The organism is Streptococcus sp. Marseille-Q5986, assembly GCF_946902915.1.
Taxonomy (GTDB): Bacteria; Bacillota; Bacilli; order Lactobacillales; family Streptococcaceae; genus Streptococcus.
Genome location: NZ_CAMPPY010000003.1, coordinates 44,934 through 65,965 on the forward strand (window position 1 = coordinate 44,934; position 21,032 = coordinate 65,965).

23 protein-coding genes and 1 pseudogene are annotated in these 21,032 nt (G+C 40.3%); 12 read left to right on the forward strand and 12 right to left on the reverse strand.

Annotated features, from left to right (window positions below; genetic code table 11):
• Positions 1-143: 143 nt before the first annotated feature.
• Positions 144-242, forward strand: a pseudogene (locus tag OVN21_RS05485) (NUDIX hydrolase); the annotation flags it as partial.
• Here the strand turns inward: OVN21_RS05485 and OVN21_RS05490 are convergent.
• From OVN21_RS05490 to coaB, 5 genes are all read right to left on the reverse strand, one after another.
• Complete coding sequence (locus OVN21_RS05490; protein ID WP_267247605.1) at positions 239-754, reverse strand: transcription repressor NadR; 516 nt, start codon at positions 752-754, stop codon at positions 239-241. The pseudogene OVN21_RS05485 and the gene OVN21_RS05490 overlap by 4 nt on opposite strands.
• Before the next feature lie 11 nt (positions 755-765).
• A complete protein-coding gene (locus OVN21_RS05495) occupies positions 766-1,293 on the reverse strand; it encodes an ECF transporter S component (RefSeq protein ID WP_267247606.1) in 528 nt (175 codons plus the stop codon).
• A 177-nt stretch (positions 1,294-1,470) separates the two neighbouring features.
• The gene (locus OVN21_RS05500) at positions 1,471-2,034 is read right to left on the reverse strand and encodes an ECF transporter S component (protein ID WP_267247607.1); all 564 of its coding nucleotides are present in this window, start codon (positions 2,032-2,034) and stop codon (positions 1,471-1,473) included.
• Positions 2,018-2,569, reverse strand: a complete 552-nt coding sequence (gene coaC / locus OVN21_RS05505) for a phosphopantothenoylcysteine decarboxylase (protein ID WP_267247608.1) — start codon at positions 2,567-2,569, stop codon at positions 2,018-2,020. The genes OVN21_RS05500 and coaC overlap by 17 nt, the downstream gene beginning before the upstream one ends.
• An 11-nt stretch (positions 2,570-2,580) precedes the next feature.
• Positions 2,581-3,270, reverse strand: a complete 690-nt coding sequence (coaB, locus tag OVN21_RS05510) for a phosphopantothenate--cysteine ligase (RefSeq protein WP_267247609.1) — start codon at positions 3,268-3,270, stop codon at positions 2,581-2,583.
• A 229-nt stretch (positions 3,271-3,499) separates the two neighbouring features.
• On the opposite strand from coaB, the gene OVN21_RS05515 reads away from it, so the two are divergent.
• The 4 genes from OVN21_RS05515 (at position 3,500) to radC (ending at position 9,389) form a co-directional block, all read left to right on the forward strand.
• The gene (locus tag OVN21_RS05515) at positions 3,500-5,170 is read left to right on the forward strand and encodes a formate--tetrahydrofolate ligase (RefSeq protein ID WP_267247610.1); all 1,671 of its coding nucleotides are present in this window, start codon (positions 3,500-3,502) and stop codon (positions 5,168-5,170) included.
• A gap of 21 nt (positions 5,171-5,191) precedes the next feature.
• Positions 5,192-6,166 (forward strand): GTP pyrophosphokinase, encoded by a 975-nt coding sequence (locus OVN21_RS05520; RefSeq protein WP_267247611.1) that lies wholly within the window; start codon positions 5,192-5,194, stop codon positions 6,164-6,166.
• A gap of 208 nt (positions 6,167-6,374) precedes the next feature.
• A complete protein-coding gene (gene pcrA / locus OVN21_RS05525) occupies positions 6,375-8,666 on the forward strand; it encodes a DNA helicase PcrA (protein WP_267247612.1) in 2,292 nt (763 codons plus the stop codon).
• A 42-nt stretch (positions 8,667-8,708) separates the two neighbouring features.
• Entirely contained in the window at positions 8,709-9,389 is a 681-nt protein-coding gene (gene radC / locus OVN21_RS05530; RefSeq protein WP_267247613.1) for a RadC family protein, read from the forward strand.
• Here radC and OVN21_RS05535 read toward each other — a convergent pair.
• The 7 genes from OVN21_RS05535 to OVN21_RS05565 form a co-directional block, all read right to left on the reverse strand.
• Complete coding sequence (locus tag OVN21_RS05535) at positions 9,386-10,075, reverse strand: gamma-glutamyl-gamma-aminobutyrate hydrolase family protein (RefSeq protein WP_267247614.1); 690 nt, start codon at positions 10,073-10,075, stop codon at positions 9,386-9,388. The genes radC and OVN21_RS05535 overlap by 4 nt on opposite strands.
• 15 nt (positions 10,076-10,090) lie before the next feature.
• The gene (locus OVN21_RS05540) at positions 10,091-10,732 is read right to left on the reverse strand and encodes a redox-sensing transcriptional repressor Rex (protein WP_267247615.1); all 642 of its coding nucleotides are present in this window, start codon (positions 10,730-10,732) and stop codon (positions 10,091-10,093) included.
• An 82-nt stretch (positions 10,733-10,814) separates the two neighbouring features.
• Positions 10,815-11,030 carry a DUF4649 family protein gene (locus OVN21_RS05545; RefSeq protein ID WP_267247616.1) on the reverse strand — a complete coding sequence of 72 codons (216 nt, stop codon included), beginning with the start codon at positions 11,028-11,030 and terminating at the stop codon, positions 10,815-10,817.
• A 7-nt stretch (positions 11,031-11,037) separates the two neighbouring features.
• A complete protein-coding gene (locus OVN21_RS05550) occupies positions 11,038-11,385 on the reverse strand; it encodes a DUF1831 domain-containing protein (RefSeq protein ID WP_267247617.1) in 348 nt (115 codons plus the stop codon).
• A 4-nt stretch (positions 11,386-11,389) separates the two neighbouring features.
• Positions 11,390-12,505 (reverse strand): cysteine desulfurase family protein, encoded by a 1,116-nt coding sequence (locus OVN21_RS05555; protein ID WP_267247618.1) that lies wholly within the window; start codon positions 12,503-12,505, stop codon positions 11,390-11,392.
• A gap of 9 nt (positions 12,506-12,514) precedes the next feature.
• Complete coding sequence (locus OVN21_RS05560) at positions 12,515-13,474, reverse strand: ribose-phosphate diphosphokinase (RefSeq protein WP_267247619.1); 960 nt, start codon at positions 13,472-13,474, stop codon at positions 12,515-12,517.
• 111 nt (positions 13,475-13,585) lie between these two features.
• Complete coding sequence (locus tag OVN21_RS05565; protein WP_267247620.1) at positions 13,586-14,155, reverse strand: CYTH domain-containing protein; 570 nt, start codon at positions 14,153-14,155, stop codon at positions 13,586-13,588.
• Between the two features lie 128 nt (positions 14,156-14,283).
• Between OVN21_RS05565 and OVN21_RS05570 the strand changes: the two genes are divergently transcribed.
• From OVN21_RS05570 to vicK, 7 genes are all read left to right on the forward strand, one after another.
• Positions 14,284-14,955 carry a GTP pyrophosphokinase gene (locus tag OVN21_RS05570; RefSeq protein WP_267247621.1) on the forward strand — a complete coding sequence of 224 codons (672 nt, stop codon included), beginning with the start codon at positions 14,284-14,286 and terminating at the stop codon, positions 14,953-14,955.
• On the forward strand, positions 14,939-15,757 hold the full coding sequence (locus tag OVN21_RS05575; RefSeq protein WP_000799063.1) for an NAD kinase: 819 nt from the start codon (positions 14,939-14,941) through the stop codon (positions 15,755-15,757). Before OVN21_RS05570 ends, OVN21_RS05575 begins: the two co-directional genes overlap by 17 nt.
• A complete protein-coding gene (locus OVN21_RS05580; RefSeq protein WP_267247622.1) occupies positions 15,754-16,650 on the forward strand; it encodes an RluA family pseudouridine synthase in 897 nt (298 codons plus the stop codon). Before OVN21_RS05575 ends, OVN21_RS05580 begins: the two co-directional genes overlap by 4 nt.
• 43 nt (positions 16,651-16,693) lie before the next feature.
• Complete coding sequence (gene pta / locus OVN21_RS05585; RefSeq protein ID WP_267247623.1) at positions 16,694-17,668, forward strand: phosphate acetyltransferase; 975 nt, start codon at positions 16,694-16,696, stop codon at positions 17,666-17,668.
• Between the two features lie 82 nt (positions 17,669-17,750).
• Positions 17,751-18,929, forward strand: coding sequence for an A/G-specific adenine glycosylase (gene mutY, locus OVN21_RS05590; RefSeq protein ID WP_267247624.1), 1,179 nt, complete (start codon positions 17,751-17,753; stop codon positions 18,927-18,929).
• A gap of 56 nt (positions 18,930-18,985) precedes the next feature.
• The gene (yycF, locus tag OVN21_RS05595; RefSeq protein WP_267247625.1) at positions 18,986-19,690 is read left to right on the forward strand and encodes a response regulator YycF; all 705 of its coding nucleotides are present in this window, start codon (positions 18,986-18,988) and stop codon (positions 19,688-19,690) included.
• Entirely contained in the window at positions 19,683-21,032 is a 1,350-nt protein-coding gene (gene vicK, locus OVN21_RS05600) for a cell wall metabolism sensor histidine kinase VicK (RefSeq protein ID WP_267247626.1), read from the forward strand. Before yycF ends, vicK begins: the two co-directional genes overlap by 8 nt.

Genomic DNA, 21,032 nt, shown 5'->3' on the forward strand with positions numbered 1-21,032 from the left:
TAAAAAGCGGCTGGAGAAAAACTCAGTTTCAGGAGAAAATGAAGTAAATATCCCCATAATAAAACGCATAGTATCGAGGTTTGTCAACACTTGATATTATGCGTTTTGTAATTTTAAAGGCTTCTTCCCCATCCTCTATGATAGATATGCTACCCTTGATGGAGATGATGGAAGCTCCTGACAAGTCTGAATTTTTCTACCCTCGCCGTACAGAAGACGATTGGGAAAAGAAAATTTTCTAATCCTTTACTAAATAACCTAGCTGTTCCAAGGCCTCCTCGATATAGCGGAGGTCTTGTTGTGTTTCGGCTTCGACTAGGTGGTAATGGGTGCCATCTGTTAATTCAGACAGAGGTCTAAAGTCTGAATGCTCGACTTGTTCTAGAAAATGTTGCACATCTCTGCGACAAGACAGTTTCAGCAAGGTTTCAATTTCTCCATAAACAGGATGGTCAATCAAGGTATTTTGAACACGTCCACCATTATCAACGATAGCAAGGAGTTCCTGACCGATTTCTTCAACTTCATGTTTGACTTTGAAAAGTTTGTGGACATATGGAGTGACATAAACTTGCTTATAGATGTAGCCACGATTAGTGGATAGGATAGGAGCGCCATCGGCTCTCAAAATTGCAATATCCTGCACAATGACCTGACGTGTGACATGAAAATGTTCCGCCAAACTTTGGCCGTTGAGAGCTTTAGGAGCTTCTTTCAAGAGTTGGAGCAGGGCTTGTTTGCGATCTTTTGTCATAGTTCTTCCTTTTAACGGCGTTTTCGAAGCACTTTATAGACAGCTAGTGCTAATGTATACTCTACCATACTATGGATAATTGTGCCAAATCCAACTAGCACAAATAGAACATAAAACATATTTTCTACATTGGTACCAGAAGTTGCGTAAAAAACGACACAGGCCAATACTTCAGCAAGGGCATGAACGACAGCCAAAACAAAGTTGAAAATCCAGGAAGATTTTGGTTTATCCAAGGTTTCAGGAAATTTTTTTAAGTAAAATGCTCCCAAAATACCAAAAAAGATATGTGAAAAGGCCCGAAAAACGATAACCATGGGATAGCCAGCCATCAAAAATCCAAAACTAGAGGCTAGGATGACAAAAACTGCCATCAAGGGCGACAAGAACATGGCGATAAAGATGGCGATATGGCTCCCCAAAGTATAGGAAGCAGGTGGGATAACAATCTTAAAAGGCATAACAATTGGAATCAAAATTGCAATAGCCGTTAAAAGGGCTGTCATTGTCATAAATTGTGTCTTTTTCCGTGTATTCATAAGAATCTCCTTTTTACTGTATATACACTAGTATAGTACAATAAAGAAAACAATAAAGCAAGGATTTACTTAGGTTTATAAGTCATTTTTTAATTAAAGTCTCGTAAACATTTCACTAAAAATCCAAACTATACAGAGCAAAATCCCCACCTTCAAGCTTGAAAGCGGAGATTATTTTTATTTCTTCAAGGTTTCGAGACGTGGGACAATTGCTACAGTCAGGATAGCTGAGATAATCAATTCAGCAATGGAGTTTGCTGAGATAACAGTTGCTAGGAGTTTTTGGATATTTCCATTATAAACATTTCCAAATAGGAAGAAGATTCCTCCAAGTACAAAGACAGTATTGGTCAGGGAACCAAGGGCACCAGCTAGAATCAGACCAGTCTTGTTTTTCATTAGTTTATAGATTAGATAAGGAGTTAAACCAATCAAAATACGTGGGACAATGGAAATGATAGCTGAGTAGATATTTCCGTTTGGTACAAATGGAGAGAAGAGGTAGCTTGTCGGTAGAATTGTAATAGTGTTCATGGTCAATCTAAGTAGTCCCATCAAAAATCCAAGTGTAATCCCAACGCGTGGACCGTAAATAATGCTGGCAATAATGACAGGAATATGAACGATGGTCGGTTTGATTGGCAATGGAACAAGGTTAAAGATAAGCGAGCTCAGAAATTCTATCACGAGCATGGTTGCAAAAAAGATAGCAATAGGTGCAATGTTAGAGCGTTTGTTCATCGAGGGTTTCCTTTATTCTTTCTAAAATAGTATTCAGGTCAGCTAGGGCGCCTTTTCCGTAATCGCCACAGGCTAGTGGGGATTCCTTAGGAGCAATCAGCTGATACCCGTAGGTTTCTAATGTTTTCAGATTAGCCTGAGTTGCCTGATGGTCATACATCTTTGTATTCATAGCAGGTGCGACTAACTTTTTGACGTGGTTTGGCAGGGCAAGCGCTGTGCTTGTCACCATATTGTCAGCGAATCCGTGGGCTAGTTTTGAGATAGTGTTAGCAGTTGCAGGTACCACGATAAATAAATCTGCCTTTTTTCCAAGTTCGATATGATTGACTTGATTGGGATAAGGTTCCTTCATGACATCAAGATGGACAGGATTTTGAGAGAGGACCTGTAGTGTCAACGGTTGGATAAACTCTGTAGCAGCCTCAGTCATTAAGACAGTGACATGATGGCCTTGTTTTTTCAAGGAACTGACTAGGTCAGCTGATTTATAGGAGGCAATGGAACCTGTCACTGCGATGAGAATATTTGCCATGGCATTCCTTTCTATGAATCGTATGCTTGAATTTTTTCAAGGAGGAGTTCTGCAATTTCTTTTTTGGTGTAAACCGTTTGAAGATGATCCTTCTCAACAAAGATTGCACGGTGCTGATCTGCTGAAATTTGAGTCAGGTCATTTGCGATAATTAAGTCTGCTTGGTTCTTGATAAGATTTTTTCTAGCAATTTCAACTAGATGATCTTCGGTAACATCAACCAGCAGTTTAAAGCCAATCAGATGAATAGTAGGATTCCATTCCTTAACTAGAGAGATGATTTTGGGTGATTTTTTCAGGAATAAAACCTGAACCTTGTCAGTTGAAGAAATCTTAGCTTGATGATTTTGCTTGCTTAAAAATTCTTCCAAATTGGAGCTAGCCTGAACTTCCTCAAGCCCCGTCATATAAACAGGAGTGTAGTCGGATACAGCCATTGAGTGGATTAAGACCTGGTAATTCGGAATTTGCTCTTTCATCTCTAAAAGGAGATCATTGGTATTATTAATTTCTCGAATGCTTAGGTTGGGATGAGCTTCTGGCTTCACAGCTCGTTTTGTCGTAATCAAACAAATTTCATGCCCTGCAGCAAGCAAGGTTTCAGTGATGATTTTCCCCAAGCGACCAGTTGAATGGTTAGTAATAGAGCGGACACTATCGATAGCTTCACTGGTACCGCCCGATGTGACTAAAATTTTCATAGGACTATTGTACACAAAAATAAACAGTAAGTAAAATAAAAGTGATAAATTTTGGGTAAAAACGAAGCTCTACTATAGTTTCAAACTATAAAGCCATATAAAATTTAAGAAAGGACTCTAAAAACCTTAAAAACAGGGATATTTACGAACGTTTAGAGGGTTTAAGGATGTTAAAAATCTTGTTTTGTGTTATAATGAATTATCACATTGGAGGCTAGAGGAGTTTTGAATGAAAACAGATATTGAAATCGCACAGAGTATTGAGTTGAAGCCAATTGTTGATGTTGTAGAGAAATTGGGTATTTCTTACGACGATTTGGAGTTGTATGGAAAGTACAAGGCTAAGCTTAGTTTTGATAAAATTCGTGCAGTTGAGAGCAATCCAGTTGGGAAATTGATCTTGGTTACTGCCATCAATCCAACGCCTGCAGGGGAAGGAAAATCAACTATTACCATTGGTCTTGCGGATGCCTTGAATAAAATTGGCAAGAAAACGATGATTACTATCCGCGAACCGTCACTTGGTCCAGTCATGGGGATTAAGGGTGGCGCAGCTGGTGGTGGTTACGCTCAAGTTCTTCCAATGGAAGACATCAACCTCCACTTTACTGGAGACATGCATGCCATTACTACTGCCAACAATGCTCTTTCTGCCTTGATTGATAATCACTTGCACCAAGGAAATGAGCTGGGAATTGACCAACGTCGCATTCTCTGGAAACGTGTTGTGGACTTGAACGACCGCGCCCTTCGTCACGTGACTGTTGGACTCGGTGGTCCTCTTAACGGTATTCCACGTGAGGATGGTTTCGATATTACCGTAGCTTCAGAAATCATGGCCATTCTTTGCTTGGCAACGGACATCGAGGACTTGAAACACCGTTTGGCCAATATCATTATCGGTTATCGCTATGACCGTACGCCTGTTTCTGTTGGTGATTTGCAGGTTGAGGGTGCTTTAGCATTGATTTTGAAGGACGCTATTAAGCCAAACTTGGTTCAGACAATTTACGGTACACCTGCCTTTGTACACGGTGGCCCATTTGCCAATATTGCTCATGGTTGTAACTCTGTCTTGGCAACGACCACAGCCCTTCACTTGGCTGATTACACAGTTACTGAAGCTGGTTTTGGTGCGGACCTTGGTGCTGAGAAATTCCTTGATATCAAGACGCCAAACTTACCAACGTCTCCAGATGCAGTAGTCATCGTCGCAACACTTCGTGCCCTTAAGATGAATGGTGGTGAGGTTAAAGACGCTCTGACTGAAGAAAATGTAGAAGCAGTTCGTGCAGGTTTTGCCAACTTGAAACGCCATGTTGAAAATATCCGTAAGTTTGGTATTCCAGCAGTAGTAGCTATCAACGAATTTGTTTCTGATACAGAAGCTGAAATCGCAGCCTTGAAAGAACTCTGTGCTTCTATTGATGTTCCAGTTGAACTGGCTAGTGTTTGGGCTGATGGCGCAGAAGGTGGTGTAGCACTTGCTGAAACGCTTGTTAAGACTATCTCTGAAAATCCAGCCAACTATACACGTCTTTATGACAATGACCTTTCTGTCCAAGAAAAGATTGAAAAGATTGTCACTGAAATCTACCGTGGTAGCGAAGTGAACTTTGAGAAGAAAGCTCAAACGCAAATCGCTCAAATCGTTCAAAACGGATGGGATAAATTGCCAATCTGTATGGCTAAAACTCAGTACAGTTTTTCTGACAATCCGAATGCACTTGGAGCGCCAGAAAACTTTGAAATTACCATTCGTGAATTGGTACCAAAATTGGGTGCAGGCTTCATCGTTGCCTTAACAGGTGATGTTATGACCATGCCAGGCCTTCCAAAACGACCTGCCGCTCTCAACATGGATGTTGAAAGCGATGGAACCGTTTTAGGATTGTTCTAGTATATTGAGAGATATAAAATTATGGAAAAAAATTTGAAAGAAATATTGTCACAATTTGATTCAACTAAAAATAATTACGAGAGACTTTTAGAATATATCGAAGCGACAATTAAAAGTCTTATGGAAAATGAAAAAATACAAATTCATGAAATTAAAGGAAGGATTAAAGATAGAGAAAGTTTAAGCAAAAAAATTGAAACTAAAGATTATAAGTATTCCAGTTTGTCAGAAATAACTGATATTTGTGGAATTAGAATTATTACATATTTTTCGGACGATGTAGATAAAATTGCTTCTTTGCTTGAAGAGGAATTTGATTTAGATCAGGACAATTCTATTGATAAACGAAAAACTCAAGATCCTACTAAATTTGGCTATGTATCTTTACACTATATTTTAAAATTAGGAGGAAGTAGAGCAGAATTAACTGAAAATATTAATTATAAAGAATTAAAATTTGAAGTTCAGATCAGGACTATTTTGCAGCATGCTTGGGCGGAGATAGAACATGACTTTGGATATAAATCTGATAATGATGTTCCTGAAAAAATTAGAAGAAGATTTTCAAGATTAGCTGGTTTAATTGAGTTAGCTGACGATGAATTCATGGAAATTAAACGATATGAAAAGGAATATACTAATAGAGTTGAAGAAGGATTCAAAGAGAATTCTAAAAGTATAAAAATTGATTCTATAAGTATTTCAGCCTTATTAGAAAGTGAATCTTATATCAATTTTATTGAAGAAAATTATGATCAACATAATATAGAAATTAGGTATCCTGGTGGAAAATTTAAAGATGATAGAATTTCTAAAATTGTCAATTATTGTGAACAATTAGGTATTAAAACGATTGATGAATTGGAAAGTAAGTTCAAAAGTGAATTTCCAAATTACTTTAGTAGATGGATTGAAGAAAAAAATAACTATTTTTATACTTGGAATATTACACCTTTACTAGAGATTCTTTATGATTTAAATAATTCAACTAGATAATCACGTTAAGTATTGTAAGAAGTCCCATCTATATCTGGATGGGGTTTTGCGGTAAATTCCTAAACTAAGTTTCACCGCTAATCCAAGTGGAAGTTAGTCTGATAAAAATCCTATGGGATTTTACTATCTGTCTAGTCTCTGTAAAGTTTCTATTTTCCCTGAATTCTGATATAATAGAAACATTGACTTCAAGAGTAAGGAAGAGAAAATGAACGCATTATTGAATGGAATGAATGACCGTCAAGCTGAGGCGGTGCAAACGACAGAAGGTCCATTATTGATCATGGCCGGGGCTGGTTCTGGAAAGACTCGAGTTTTGACTCATCGTATTGCCTACTTGATTGATGAAAAGATGGTCAATCCTTGGAATATCTTGGCCATAACCTTTACCAATAAGGCTGCGCGTGAGATGAAGGAGCGTGCCTATGGGCTCAACCCAGCCACCCAGGACTGTCTGATTGGGACCTTTCACTCCATGTGTGTTCGTATATTACGTCGCGATGCGAATCATATTGGCTACAATCGGAACTTCACCATTATAGATCCTGGTGAACAGCGAACCCTCATGAAACGCATTCTCAAGCAGTTAAACTTGGATCCGAAAAAGTGGAATGAACGGACCATTTTGGGAACCATTTCCAATGCTAAGAATGATTTGATTGATGATGTGGCCTATGCTGCCCAAGCTGGAGATATGTACACGCAAATCGTGTCCCAGTGCTACACTGCTTACCAAAAAGAGCTTCGTCAGTCTGAGTCTGTTGATTTTGATGATTTGATTATGTTGACCTTGCGTCTCTTTGATCAGAATCCTGATGTTTTGACCTATTACCAGCAAAAATTCCAATATATCCACGTTGATGAGTATCAAGATACTAACCATGCCCAGTACCAACTGGTCAAACTCTTAGCTTCACGCTTTAAAAACATCTGCGTGGTCGGTGATGCGGACCAGTCTATCTATGGTTGGCGTGGGGCTGATATGCAGAATATCTTGGATTTTGAGAAAGATTACCCTCAAGCCAAGGTCGTTTTGTTGGAAGAAAATTATCGTTCAACTAAAACCATTCTTCAAGCAGCAAACGACGTTATCAAAAACAATAAAAACCGTCGTCCTAAGAATCTCTGGACCCAGAATGCCGATGGGGAGCAAATCGTTTATTATCGCGCAAATGATGAACAAGACGAGGCTATTTTTGTAGCAAAAACCATCGATGAACTTGGTCGTAGTCAAAACTTCCTCCACAAGGATTTTGCGGTTCTTTATCGGACTAATGCACAATCCCGTACCATTGAGGAAGCCCTGCTCAAGTCCAATATTCCTTATACTATGGTTGGAGGGACCAAGTTCTACAGCCGTAAGGAAATTCGCGATATTATTGCCTACCTTAATCTTGTTGCTAATTTGAGTGACAATATCAGTTTTGAGCGTATTATCAACGAGCCTAAACGTGGAATTGGGCCAGGTACTGTTGAGAAAATACGTGACTTTGCTAGTTTGCAAGATATGTCTATGCTGGATGCTTCAGCAAATATCATGTTATCAGGAATCAAGGGTAAGGCAGCTCAGTCTATCTGGGAGTTCGCCAATATGATTTTGGATTTGCGGGAGCAACTGGACCAATTAACCATCACCGAGCTGGTTGAGGCTGTTCTAGAAAAAACAGGTTATGTCGATATTCTCAATGCTCAAGCGACCTTAGAGAGCAAGGCTCGGGTTGAAAATATCGAAGAGTTCCTATCTGTTACCAAGAACTTTGATGACAATCCTGATAGTCAAGAAGAAGAAACAGGTTTGGATAAACTCAGTCGTTTCTTGAATGACTTGGCTTTGATTGCAGACACAGATTCGGGCAGTCAGGAGATATCAGAAGTGACCTTGATGACCTTGCACGCTGCTAAGGGACTCGAGTTCCCAGTTGTCTTTATCATTGGGATGGAGGAAAATGTCTTTCCACTTAGCCGTGCAGCTGAGGATCCTGATGAGCTAGAAGAGGAACGCCGTCTGGCTTATGTAGGGATTACGCGCGCAGAAAAGTTCCTCTATTTGACCAATGCCAACTCACGCTTGCTTTTTGGTCGTACTAGCTACAATCGTCCAACTCGTTTTATTAATGAAATCAGTTCGGACTTGCTTGAGTATCAAGGTCTGGCTCGTCCGGCGAATACTAGCTTTAAGGTATCTTATAGCAGTGGTGGGATTGCTTTCGGTCAAGGTATGAGCTTAGCTCAGGCCCTTCAAGAACGAAAACGCAATGCTGCACCAAGCTCTATCCAGTCAAGTGGTCTCCCATTTGGACAGTTTGCGGCAGGAAATAAAAAAGATTCAAGCGATACCAACTGGTCTATTGGGGATATTGCCCTTCACAAAAAGTGGGGGCAAGGGACAGTCCTTGAAGTTTCAGGCAGCGGCGCTACTCAGGAACTGAAAATCAATTTCCCAGAAGTAGGTCTGAAAAAACTCTTAGCCAGTGTTGCCCCAATTGAGAAAAAAATCTAATTTTTCATCCTTCTCACGAATAATAAAGTAAGGAGGATTTTTATGTACAGTATTTCATTCCAAGAAGATTCACTCTTACCTAGAGAAAGACTAGTTAAAGAAGGAGTAGAGGCTCTGAGCAATCAAGAATTGCTAGCTATACTACTCAGAACAGGAACACGTCAGACCAACGTTTTTGAAATTTCCCAAAAAGTCTTGAATAGTCTTAACAGTCTAACTGATTTAAAGAAAATGACCCTGCAGGAATTGCAAAGTCTGTCTGGTATCGGACGGATTAAGGCCATTGAACTACAAGCAGTGATTGAACTGGGACATCGCATTCACAAACATGAAACCCTTGAGATGGAAAGTATTCTCAGCAGTCAAAAGCTAGCTAAGAAAATGCAACAGGAACTTGGCGACAAAAAACAAGAGCACCTAGTGGCGCTCTATCTCAATACTCAAAATCAAATCATTCATCAGCAAACTATTTTTATAGGATCTGCGACACGTAGCATTGCTGAACCGAGGGAAATCCTTCATTATGCTTTGAAGCATATGGCTACCTCAGTGATTCTCGTTCACAATCATCCATCCGGTGCTGTATCCCCTAGTCGAAATGATGACCATGTCACTAAGCTAGTAAAGGAAGCTTGCGAACTGATGGGAATCGTTTTCTTGGACCATCTGATTGTCTCACACTCGGATTACTTTAGTTACCGTGAAAAGACGGACTTGATTTAGAGTTCATTAACGACATAGTCAAACAATGTTTTATCTTTAGGGCGATTTTCAAATAGAAATTCTGGATGCCATTGGACACCAAGGTAAGGAAAGCCGTCCGTAGTTGTCACAGCCTCAATGATTCCATCTTTAGGATCATGTGCTACAACCTTAAGATTAGGAGCTAGATCTTTAATACTCTGGTGGTGGAAGGAGTTGATATGAGAGATTTCTCCATAAATTTCTCGGAGAATCGTATCAGGTTCCGTTACGAGGCGTTGGGTCGTGTATTCGGCTGAACAGTCCTGCCAATGATCCTCGATATCTTGGTGAAGCGTACCTCCCATAGCGATATTGAAAAGCTGAGTACCACGGCAAACAGAGAAAATTGGTTTCTTCTGTTTAATCGCTTCTCTGATAAGGGATAATTCAAACTGGTCTCTTTGAAGATGGTAGTCATCGCTATCAATGGTTTTAGGCTCACCATAGAACTTTGGATCAACATTTTGCCCCCCCGTTAGGATGAGCTTATCAATGATACTGATATAGTGGGCAGCCATTTCTTGATCACCAATCGGTAGGATAATCGGAATTCCGCCAGCGTCCTTGACTCCTTCAACAAAGCTTTTCGCTGCATAGCTCATCATGATGTCATCATCTGGATGAGCTTTTTCATTTCCTGTAATCCCAATAACTGGTTTTTTCATAAATGCTTTCGCTTTCTAATCCTCTTTACGCATAAAATAGAGGAGGGTTTGGAGTTCGCTTGTCAAATCGACATACTGAACGACCACATCTTTTGGAAGGTGGAGATGAACAGGGGAAAAACTGAGAATACCTTTTATACCCGCATCGACCAAAAGATTGGCAACTTCTTGTGATTTAACACTTGGAACAGTTAAGATAGCAGTTTTAACATCTGCTTCTTTGATTTTTTCTTTAATCTGTGAGATACCATAGATTGGAATTCCATCAGGTGTCTGGGTCCCGACTTCTGGATGGTCATCTAGATCAAAGCCCATGATGATTTTCATCTTGTTACGCTCATGGAAGCGATAGTGGAGAAGGGCATGCCCCATATTCCCAATCCCAACCAACATAACATTGGTAATGGAGTTGTCATTTAGGAGGTCAGCAAAAAAAGTCATTAATTTTTTGACATCGTAACCAAAACCACGACGACCTAGTTCACCAAAATAGGAAAAATCACGACGTACGGTCGCTGAATCAATCCCAATGGCCTCTGCAATTTGTTTAGAGTTGGCACGTTCAATCTTTTCTGCATGAAATCTCTTAAAAATTCGATAATAGAGAGAGAGTCTTTTCGCTGTAGCTTTTGGAATAGCAGACTGTTTATCTTTCACAAAATCACAACCTTTCTATTCTTCTATTTTATAGAAACATTGTGAAAAAATCAACAAAAACAAGAAAAAACTAAGAAAAATCTTAGTTTTGATGTAAAAAATTTGCATGTGATAGAAAACGGTAGAGGTCTCCGACCAGACCCTGATAAACTTTCTGGCCATTAAAAGTCAGAGAAGTCACATAAAGTGTATCTGGTAGGGGCACACATCCTGACAGAGCCAGCATGAGAGCTTCATAATCCTCATACTTGAGAGTGCGCTCTATATGATAGCTGTCCTTATAGGTCAGTTCAAACATTTTGGCTCTATCTTTCCGATTTTGTAAAGATACCACGTTCTACCAAGCTATCCATGAGGAAGTAGAATTTCTCTTGGTGGATATGATGGTCTTCTGATTTAAAGATATTCACCAAACGAAGGCCAGATTTGTCAGTGATGTTGAGTTTAGCACCTGTAAGGTCTTTATTAATGACGATTTTTAGCTTGAAACCTTCACCGCTGTTAGGTACTTTCTCAAGCAGACGAGTCAGTTCGAAGTTTCCAACTTTTGTTTCAAAGAAAGTATTGTCTTTGAGCGTGAATTTTTTGACAGATGGGCTAAGTGTATAGTCGTAGCGGCAGTTTTGTAGTTTAATGGTTTTTTCGAATGCCATTAGATTAATCTCCAATAATATTTTTTAAGGTTTGTGCGAGTTGTTTCAGTTCTTCCTCAGTGTTAAGAGGAGAAAGACTGATACGGACAGATTCTGTTAAACGATGCGAATCTGGTCCATAAAATGCTTCAAGCACATGACTGGTTTGCACGACACCAGCGGTACAAGCTGAACCGGTAGAAATTGAAATTCCTTCAAGGTCTAACCGTAGCAAGAGCAAATCATTTTTTTGACCAGGAAAGCCAATGTTGACAACATAAGGAAGCTGGTGTTGGCTTTCGTTGAGATAATATTCTAGATTTGCAATCTCATCTAGAAAAGCAGATTTTAATCCCTCTAGTTTTTGGTAATGCTCAACTTGGTAATTTAAATCCTCTTTGAGAGCAGCGACCATACCTACAATGGCAGCGAGGTTTTCTGTTCCAGCCCGTTTCTTTTGTTCTTGGTCTCCACCGTGAAGGTAGGAATCAAAGACCGCGGAAGAAGCGTAAAGAAAGCCAACTCCTTTTGGTCCATGGAATTTGTGGGCAGAAGCGCTGAGGAAATCAATTCCTAATTCCTCGGGATGGATAGAAACTTTTCCGATAGCTTGAACAGCGTCTACATGATAAGCCACAGGATGCTCTTTTAAAACACGTCCAATCTCAGCGATAGGTAAGAGACTGCCCGTTTCATTATTAGCATACATAGTGGAAACGAGAATGGTATCGTCACGTAAGGCTTCTTGAATTTGCTGGGCAGTTATTTCTTGATTTACTGGTTGGATGATAGTCGCTTCAAAACCAAAATGTTGCACCAGATAATTGATAGTCTCAAGCACAGAATGATGCTCAATAGCTGTCGTAATGATATGTTTTCCACGATTTTGATGACGGAGACAATAGCCAATGATGGCTGTATTGTTACTTTCTGTACCACCAGATGTGAAAAAGATATGTCGAGGCTTGGTTCCTAGTAAGTGGGCTAGTTCCTGACGAGCTTCTCGCAAGAGTTTGCCAGCCTGTCGACCATGACCATGAATACTAGAAGGATTACCATGAGTTTCTTGCATGACCTTGGTCATGCAAGAAATAGCTACTGCTGACATAGGAGTTGTAGCAGCATTGTCCAAATAAATCAAAGAATCACCTTATTTCTTTTTGTTGTAAGCAAAGAGTGGGCTGACTGGTTTTCTTTCATGGATACGGACGATAGCATCTCCGATTAATTCGCTAGCAGTAATGTAGCATACATTTTCTGGAGTTCTTTCTTTGGTTGCTACGGAGTCTGTCACAAGGATTTCCTTGATGTTTGTAGCATCAAGGAGGTCTGCTGCACCTTCAACAAATAAACCGTGACTGGATACTGCATAAATCTCAGTTGCGCCTTCACGTTCAACGATTTTGGCTGCTTCAGAGAAAGTACGACCAGTATTTAGAATATCGTCAATTAAGATAGCCTTCTTGCCTTCAACATCCCCAATGATATAGCCTTCGTTACGATTAGAATCGTCTTGGGCGTAGTCAATGATAGCGATAGGAGCATCAAGGTATTCAGCCAAACTACGTGCACGTTTAACACCAGAGTTCTTTGGACTAACAACAACAACATCAGAGCCAAGAAATCCTTTATCACAGTAGTGCTTAGCAAATAGAGGAACAGTATAAAGATTGTCTACAGGAATGTCAAAGAAACCTTGGACCTGAACAGCATGGAGATCAAGCGTTAGAACACGGCTTACACCAGCTTTGACAAGCATATTGGCAACTAGTTTCGCAGTGAGGGGTTCGCGAGAAGAAGCGATACGATCCTGACGAGCATAACCAAAGTAAGGAAGGACAACGTTGATACTATGAGCACTTGCACGTACACAAGCATCAACCATGATTAATAATTCCATCAAGTGGTTGCTAACGGGATAGCTAGTTGACTGGATGATGTAAACATCGTAACCACGGACACTTTCTTCGATGTTGACCTGGATTTCACCATCAGAAAATTGACGAGAGGATAATTTCCCGAGAGGTACACCTACTGTATCCGCAATCTTTTGAGCGATTTCTGGGTTAGAGTTTAAGGTGAAAAGTTTCATGTTGTTTCTATCTGACATTATAGACCGTCCTCTGTAAACTTTGTGAATCTCCTTTGAGAAAATTCTGTTTTTCAAAGCAAGATTCTTTTATTTTTATCTTTTCTATTCTACCAAAAAAAGGAGATTATTTCAGCTTTTTTTCATGCTTTCAATAAAACGAATTAATTTTGATGGAGCTTTCTGATAAGTTATCTGATTTTCATCTAAAAATCTCTGAAAATCGGCTTTCCCTTTTTCATGGTCGGTGACTTCAAGCTCGAGTTCATAGTCTATTTGGTCAAAGTAGTGACTTCCATCTAAGGCCATTAAGCCAATTTCTGTTTTCGTTTCATAACGCAGAGTTGAAAGACAGCCTAAAACAAGCCAGTCATGACTTTCAATACCAATTTTAGCAAGCTTTTCTAGAACGAGCCCTTGAGGTAGTTTTTGTTTTTCTAGGTACGATTCAGCTTCTGGAAGAGTTAGTTTCTGGTTGTATTCCATATTTCCTACAGTTTGAGGCACTTTCAAGGTCAATTCCGCCCAATCTGCAAAAGTGCGAATGCGCATGGCAACCTTCTTTTCACGCAATTGGAAATCTGGTGTGTCAATGTAGTAGTTTTTCTGAAGGACGGGCTGGATATGGGAAAACTGCTTTTTTAGATGATTATATTCCTCTTTTTTCAGAAGTGTTTTCAATTCTATTTCTAAATGTTTCATTTTTTCAACCTTTTCTATATCTTTGAAAGCGATTTATGGTATAATGTACAATGTATTTATTGTATACGAATGTACTAAAAAAATCAAAGATTTTCGACAGAGCAATCAAACATTACAAGGGAGAAAGTATGACCATAGAATGGGAAGAATTTTTAGATCCTTACATTCAGACTGTGGGTGAGTTAAAGATTAAACTTCGGGGGATTCGCAAACAGTATCGTAAGCAAAACAAGCATTCTCCGATTGAGTTTGTAACGGGTCGTGTCAAACCGATTGAAAGTATCAAAGAAAAGATGGCTCGTAGAGGAATCACTTATGCCAGTCTGGAACATGATCTACAAGATATTGCGGGGTTACGTGTCATGGTTCAGTTTGTTGATGATGTTAAAGAAGTAGTTGAGATTCTACGTAGGCGCCAAGATATGAGAATCGTTCAGGAACGAGATTATATCACTCATCGTAAGGCTTCAGGTTATCGTTCTTATCACGTGGTTGTCGAGTACACGGTTGATACGATTAGCGGAGCTAAGACGATTTTGGCGGAAATTCAAATACGTACTTTAGCCATGAATTTCTGGGCTACGATTGAGCACTCGCTCAATTATAAATACCAGGGCGATTTCCCAGAAGAAATCAGGAAAAGACTGGAAATTACGGCCAAAATAGCCTATCAACTGGATGAAGAAATGGGTAAGATTCGTGACGATATACAGGAAGCGCAGGCTCTCTTTGATCCATTGAGCAGAAAACTAAACGATGGTATAGGAAATAGTGACGATACAGATGAAGAATACAGGTAAACGAGTTGACCTCATAGCAAATAGAAAGCCGCAGAGTCAGAAGGTTTTACATGAGCTGAGGGAAAAACTAAAGAAACAACATTTTATACTGAACGATACCAATCCCGACATCGTCATTTCGATTGGTGGTGATGGGATGCTTTTGTCTGCCTTTCACAAGTATGAGAATCAGTTAGACAAGGTTCGATTTGTAGGTGTTCATACAGGGCATTTGGGATTTTACACAGATTATCGTGATTTTGAGCTGGATCAGTTGGTGACCAATCTTCTGCTAGACACTGGTGCCAAAGTTTCCTATCCTGTTTTGAATGTCAAGGTAACGCTTGAAAATGGAGAAGTGAAAATCTTCCGAGCCTTAAATGAGGCGAGTATCCGTCGATCAGACCGCACCATGGTTGCGGATATCATCATTAACCACGTTCCGTTTGAGAGATTTCGTGGAGATGGAGTGACTGTTTCAACGCCGACGGGAAGTACTGCCTATAACAAGTCCTTGGGGGGAGCTGTCTTGCATCCTACCATTGAAGCCTTGCAGTTGACGGAAATAGCAAGCCTTAACAACCGAGTCTATCGCACTTTGGGTTCATCGATCATTATTCCCAAAAAAGATAAGATTGAACTTTTGCCGACACGTAATGATTACCACACGATATCAGTCGATAACAGCGTCTATTCATTCCGTAATATCGAACGGATAGAGTATCAAATTGATCATCACAAGATTCACTTCGTAGCGACCCCAAGTCATACTAGTTTCTGGAATCGTGTCAAAGATGCCTTCATTGGCGAGGTGGATGAATGAGGTTCGAATTTATCGCAGATGAGCATGTCAAAGTCAAGACCTTCCTCAAGAAATACGAGGTTTCTAAGGGACTTCTGGCTAAGATTAAGTTTCGAGGTGGGGCTATTTTGGTCAATGGCCAACCTCAAAATGCAATCCATCTCTTAGATATTGGAGATAGGGTTACCATCGATATTCCAGCTGAGGAAGGCTTTGAAACCTTGGAAGCAATTGAGCGACCACTGGATATTCTCTATGAGGATGACCATTTTCTGGTTTTGAATAAGCCTTATGGAGTAGCTTCCATCCCCAGTGTCAATCATTCCAATACCATTGCCAATTTTATCAAGGGCTACTATGTCAAGCGAAACTATGAAAATCAGCAAGTTCACATCGTGACTAGGCTTGATAGAGATACATCTGGTTTGATGCTTTTTGCCAAGCATGGTTACGCTCATGCACGTTTAGACAAGCAACTGCAACGAAAGTCTATCGAAAAACGGTATTTTGCACTGGTTAAAGGAGATGGGCACTTGGATCCGGAAGGAGAAATTATTGCCCCGATTGCGCGTGATGTGGACTCCATTATCACGAGACGGGTTGCCAAAGGTGGGAAATACGCTCATACATCTTATAAAGTTGTAGCGTCTTATGGAGATATTCACCTGGTCGATATTCGCCTGCATACTGGGCGAACTCATCAGATTCGAGTGCATTTTTCTCATATCGGCTTTCCTTTGTTGGGAGACGATCTCTATGGAGGAAGCTTAGACGACGGCATTCAGCGTCAGGCCTTGCATTGTCGTTATTTATCTTTTTATCATCCTTTTCTAGAGCAAGATTTGCAACTAGAAAGCCCCTTACCGGATGATTTCAGCAATCTTATTACTCAGTTATCAACTAATACTCTTTAGTATCTATTTGGAGTATAATTTATTTTCTTAAAGGAGAAAACTCATGGAAGTTTTTGAAAGTCTCAAAGCCAACCTGGTTGGCAAAAATGCTCGTATCGTTCTCCCTGAAGGGGAAGAGCCACGTATTCTTCAAGCTACAAAACGCTTGGTAAAAGAAACAGAAGTAATTCCTGTTTTGCTCGGAAATCCTGAAAAAATTAAAATTTATCTTGAAATCGAAGGGATTATGGATGGATATGAAGTGATTGATCCCCAACATTATCCTCAATTTGAAGAAATGGTTGCTGCTTTAGTAGAGCGTCGTAAGGGGAAAATGACTGAAGAAGAAGTGCGCAAAGTTTTGGCTGAAGATGTCAACTACTTTGGTGTTATGTTGGTATACTTGGGCTTGGTTGACGGTATGGTATCTGGTGCGATTCACTCAACTGCCTCAACAGTTCGCCCAGCCCTACAAATCATCAAAACTCGTCCAAACGTAACGCGTACTTCAGGTGCCTTCCTCATGGTTCGTGGTACGGAACGTTACCTATTTGGAGATTGTGCCATTAACATCAATCCAGATGCAGAAGCCTTGGCTGAAATTGCCATCAATTCAGCAATCACAGCTAAGATGTTTGGTATTGAACCTAAAATTGCTATGCTAAGCTATTCTACTAAAGGTTCAGGATTTGGTGAAAGTGTTGATAAGGTAGTGGAAGCTACTAAAATTGCTCACGACTTGCGTCCTGACCTTGAGATTGATGGTGAGTTGCAATTTGATGCAGCCTTTGTTCCTGAAACTGCAGCTCTAAAAGCTCCAGGAAGTAATGTAGCTGGTCAAGCAAATGTCTTTATCTTCCCAGGTATCGAAGCCGGAAATATCGGTTACAAGATGGCTGAGCGTCTTGGTGGTTTTGCGGCTGTAGGGCCTGTTTTGCAAGGTTTGAACAAGCCAGTTAACGACCTTTCTCGTGGATGTAATGCAGATGATGTGTACAAGTTAACCCTTATCACAGCAGCTCAAGCAGTTCATCAATAAGATTTAGTCCTCTTTCCCATGGGAAGAGGCTTTTTAGTACTGAGAAAAGGACAGTTAGAAGCTTCTATGTTATACTAGATATATGTTAGATTTGAAAGAATACGGTATCGTCATGTGGTCGGAGGAGAAGATCATTTCTTTTCGTGAGAAACTCCTCAACTGGTATGATGAAAACAAAAGAGATTTACCTTGGCGGAGAAGTAAAAATCCTTATCACATCTGGGTATCTGAAATCATGCTCCAGCAGACCAGGGTGGATACAGTTATTCCCTACTACGAACGATTCTTGGACTGGTTTCCAACTGTTGAAAGTCTGGCGAATGCCCCTGAAGAGCGTCTGCTGAAGGCTTGGGAGGGATTGGGCTATTATTCTCGAGTGCGCAATATGCAGACTGCGGCTCAGCAGATTATGGCTGACTTTAGAGCTCAATTTCCAAACACCTATGAAGGCATTTCTAGTTTAAAAGGGATTGGTCCTTACACAGCAGGAGCCATTTCTAGTATTGCTTTTAACTTGCCTGAGCCAGCGGTCGATGGTAATGTCATGCGGGTTTTGGCACGCTTGTTTGAGGTTAATCATGATATCGGAGTTCCCAGCAATCGCAAAATTTTTCAGGCGATTATGGAAATCTTGATTGACCCGAAACGACCAGGAGACTTTAACCAAGCTCTAATGGATTTGGGCTCTGACATAGAGGCGCCAGTTAATCCTAGGCCAGAAGAAAGCCCTGTTAAGGACTTTAGTGCGGCGTATCAGAATGGTACTATGGATGTATATCCGATTAAAGAACCCAAGAAAAAGCCCCTCCCAATCTATCTCAAGGCTTTAGTTGTGCGCAATGACCGAGGGCAATATTTACTAGAGAAAAATGAAAGTGAGAAACTGCTAGCCGGTTTTTGGCATTTCCCACTGATTGAAGTTGAGGATTTCTACAGCGATGATAATCAACTAGATCTCTTTTCACAAGTCAAAGAGGAAAGCAGAGCTTTTGGACCAAGTCCTCAAGAAAACTTTGAGCAGGATTATGATTTAGAAGTGAATTGGTCCCAGCAAGTATTTGACCAGGTAAAGCATGTATTTAGTCATCGGAAATGGCATATTCAAATCCTAGCAGGTCAAGTGACAGATTCGAAACAGTTTTCTGACAGAGAAATTCGCTGGGTTTCTCCTCAGGAGTTTTCTGATTATCCACTTGCTAAACCTCAACAAAAGATTTGGGGGGCTTATAAAACAGCTCTTGAAGATGAAGGCTTACAGTAGCCATTTGTGCCTTCCTTGTATTTTTTTGTTATAATAGAGAGAGAAAAGGTGAACAAATGAAAAAAATATTAATTGTAGATGATGAGAAACCAATCTCGGATATTATTAAGTTCAATATGGCCAAGGAGGGTTATGAAGTTGTAGCAGCCTTCGATGGTCGTGAAGCAATTGAGCTATTTGAAGCAGAGCAACCAGATATTATTATTCTAGACTTGATGCTTCCGGAAATTGATGGTTTAGAAGTTGCTAAAGCTATTCGTAAGACTAGTAGTGTGCCGATTATTATGCTCTCAGCTAAGGATAGCGAGTTTGACAAGGTTATCGGTTTGGAGTTAGGTGCAGATGATTATGTAACCAAACCCTTCTCCAATCGTGAGTTGCAGGCGCGTGTTAAAGCTTTGCTGCGTCGTTCTCAACCTATGCCATTAGATGGGCAGGAAATAGATAGTAAACCTCAGCCTATCCAAATTGGGGATTTAGAAATTGTTCCAGATGCCTATGTGGCTAAAAAATACGGTGAAGAACTCGACTTAACCCACCGCGAATTTGAACTCTTGTATCACTTGGCTTCTCATATCGGTCAAGTAATTACGCGCGAACACTTGCTTGAGACTGTTTGGGGCTATGACTATTTTGGTGATGTTCGTACGGTGGACGTGACTATCCGACGACTGCGTGAGAAGATTGAAGATACACCCAGCCGACCAGAGTATATCTTGACGCGCCGTGGTGTTGGTTATTATATGAGAAATAATGCTTGATTTACTGAAACAAACGATTTTTACCAGAGATTTTATCTTTATCCTCATTTTACTTGGCTTTATTTTAGTCGTGACCTTGCTATTGCTAGAAAGTCGGCGAGATAATATCCGGTTAAAACAAATCAATCAAAAGGTAAAAGACTTGATTGCAGGGGATTATTCTCAGGTATTGGATATGCAGGGGAGCTCTGAAATCACCAATATTACCAATAATCTCAATGATTTATCAGAAGTAATTCGTTTAACCCAAGAAAATTTGGAACAAGAGAGTAAACGATTGCATAGTATCCTCTCATACATGACTGATGGAGTCCTTGCTACCAATCGTCGTGGTAAGATTACCATGATTAATGACATGGCTAAGAAACAGTTAGGTGTTCAGAAAAAAGATGTTATCAACAAAAGTATTCTAGAATTGCTTAAGATTGAAGATGAGTATGAACTTCGTGATTTGATCACCAAAATTCCTGAGCTCATCATTGATTCCCAAAATGCTAATGGAGAATATCTCAGCCTTCGTGTGCATTTTGCCCTCATTCGTCGTGAGTCTGGATTCATCTCTGGTTTGGTTGCTGTTTTGCACGATACGACGGAGCAGGAGAAGGAAGAACGCGAACGGAGACTCTTTGTTTCCAACGTTAGTCATGAGTTACGGACACCCTTAACCAGTGTTAAATCCTATCTTGAAACCTTGGATGAGGGGGCTTTGTGTGAAACTGTAGCCCCAGACTTTATCAAGGTATCGCTCGATGAAACCAACCGGATGATGCGGATGGTGACAGATCTCTTGCATCTCTCTCGTATTGACAATGCGACTAGTAAACTGGATGTGGAGTTGATTAACTTTACAGCCTTTATTACCTTTATCCTCAACCGTTTTGACAAGATGAAAGGACCGGAAAAGGAGAAAAAATATGAGTTGGTGAGAGATTATCCAATAACTTCAGTTTGGATTGAGATTGATACGGATAAGATGACCCAGGTGATTGATAATATTCTTAACAATGCCATCAAGTATTCCCCAGATGGTGGGAAGATTACGGTCAGCATGAAAACCACGGATGACCAGATGATTTTATCTATTTCAGACCAAGGATTGGGGATACCAAAGCAAGATTTACCACGTATCTTTGACCGTTTTTATCGTGTGGATCGTGCTAGAAGTCGGGCTCAAGGTGGAACTGGTCTGGGTCTGGCTATTGCCAAAGAAATTATCAAACAACATAAGGGCTTTATTTGGGCAAAAAGTGAATACGGTAAGGGTTCAACCTTTACCATTGTGCTCCCTTATGATAAGGATGCAGTGAAAGAAGAAGTATGGGAGGATGAAGTAGAAGACTAG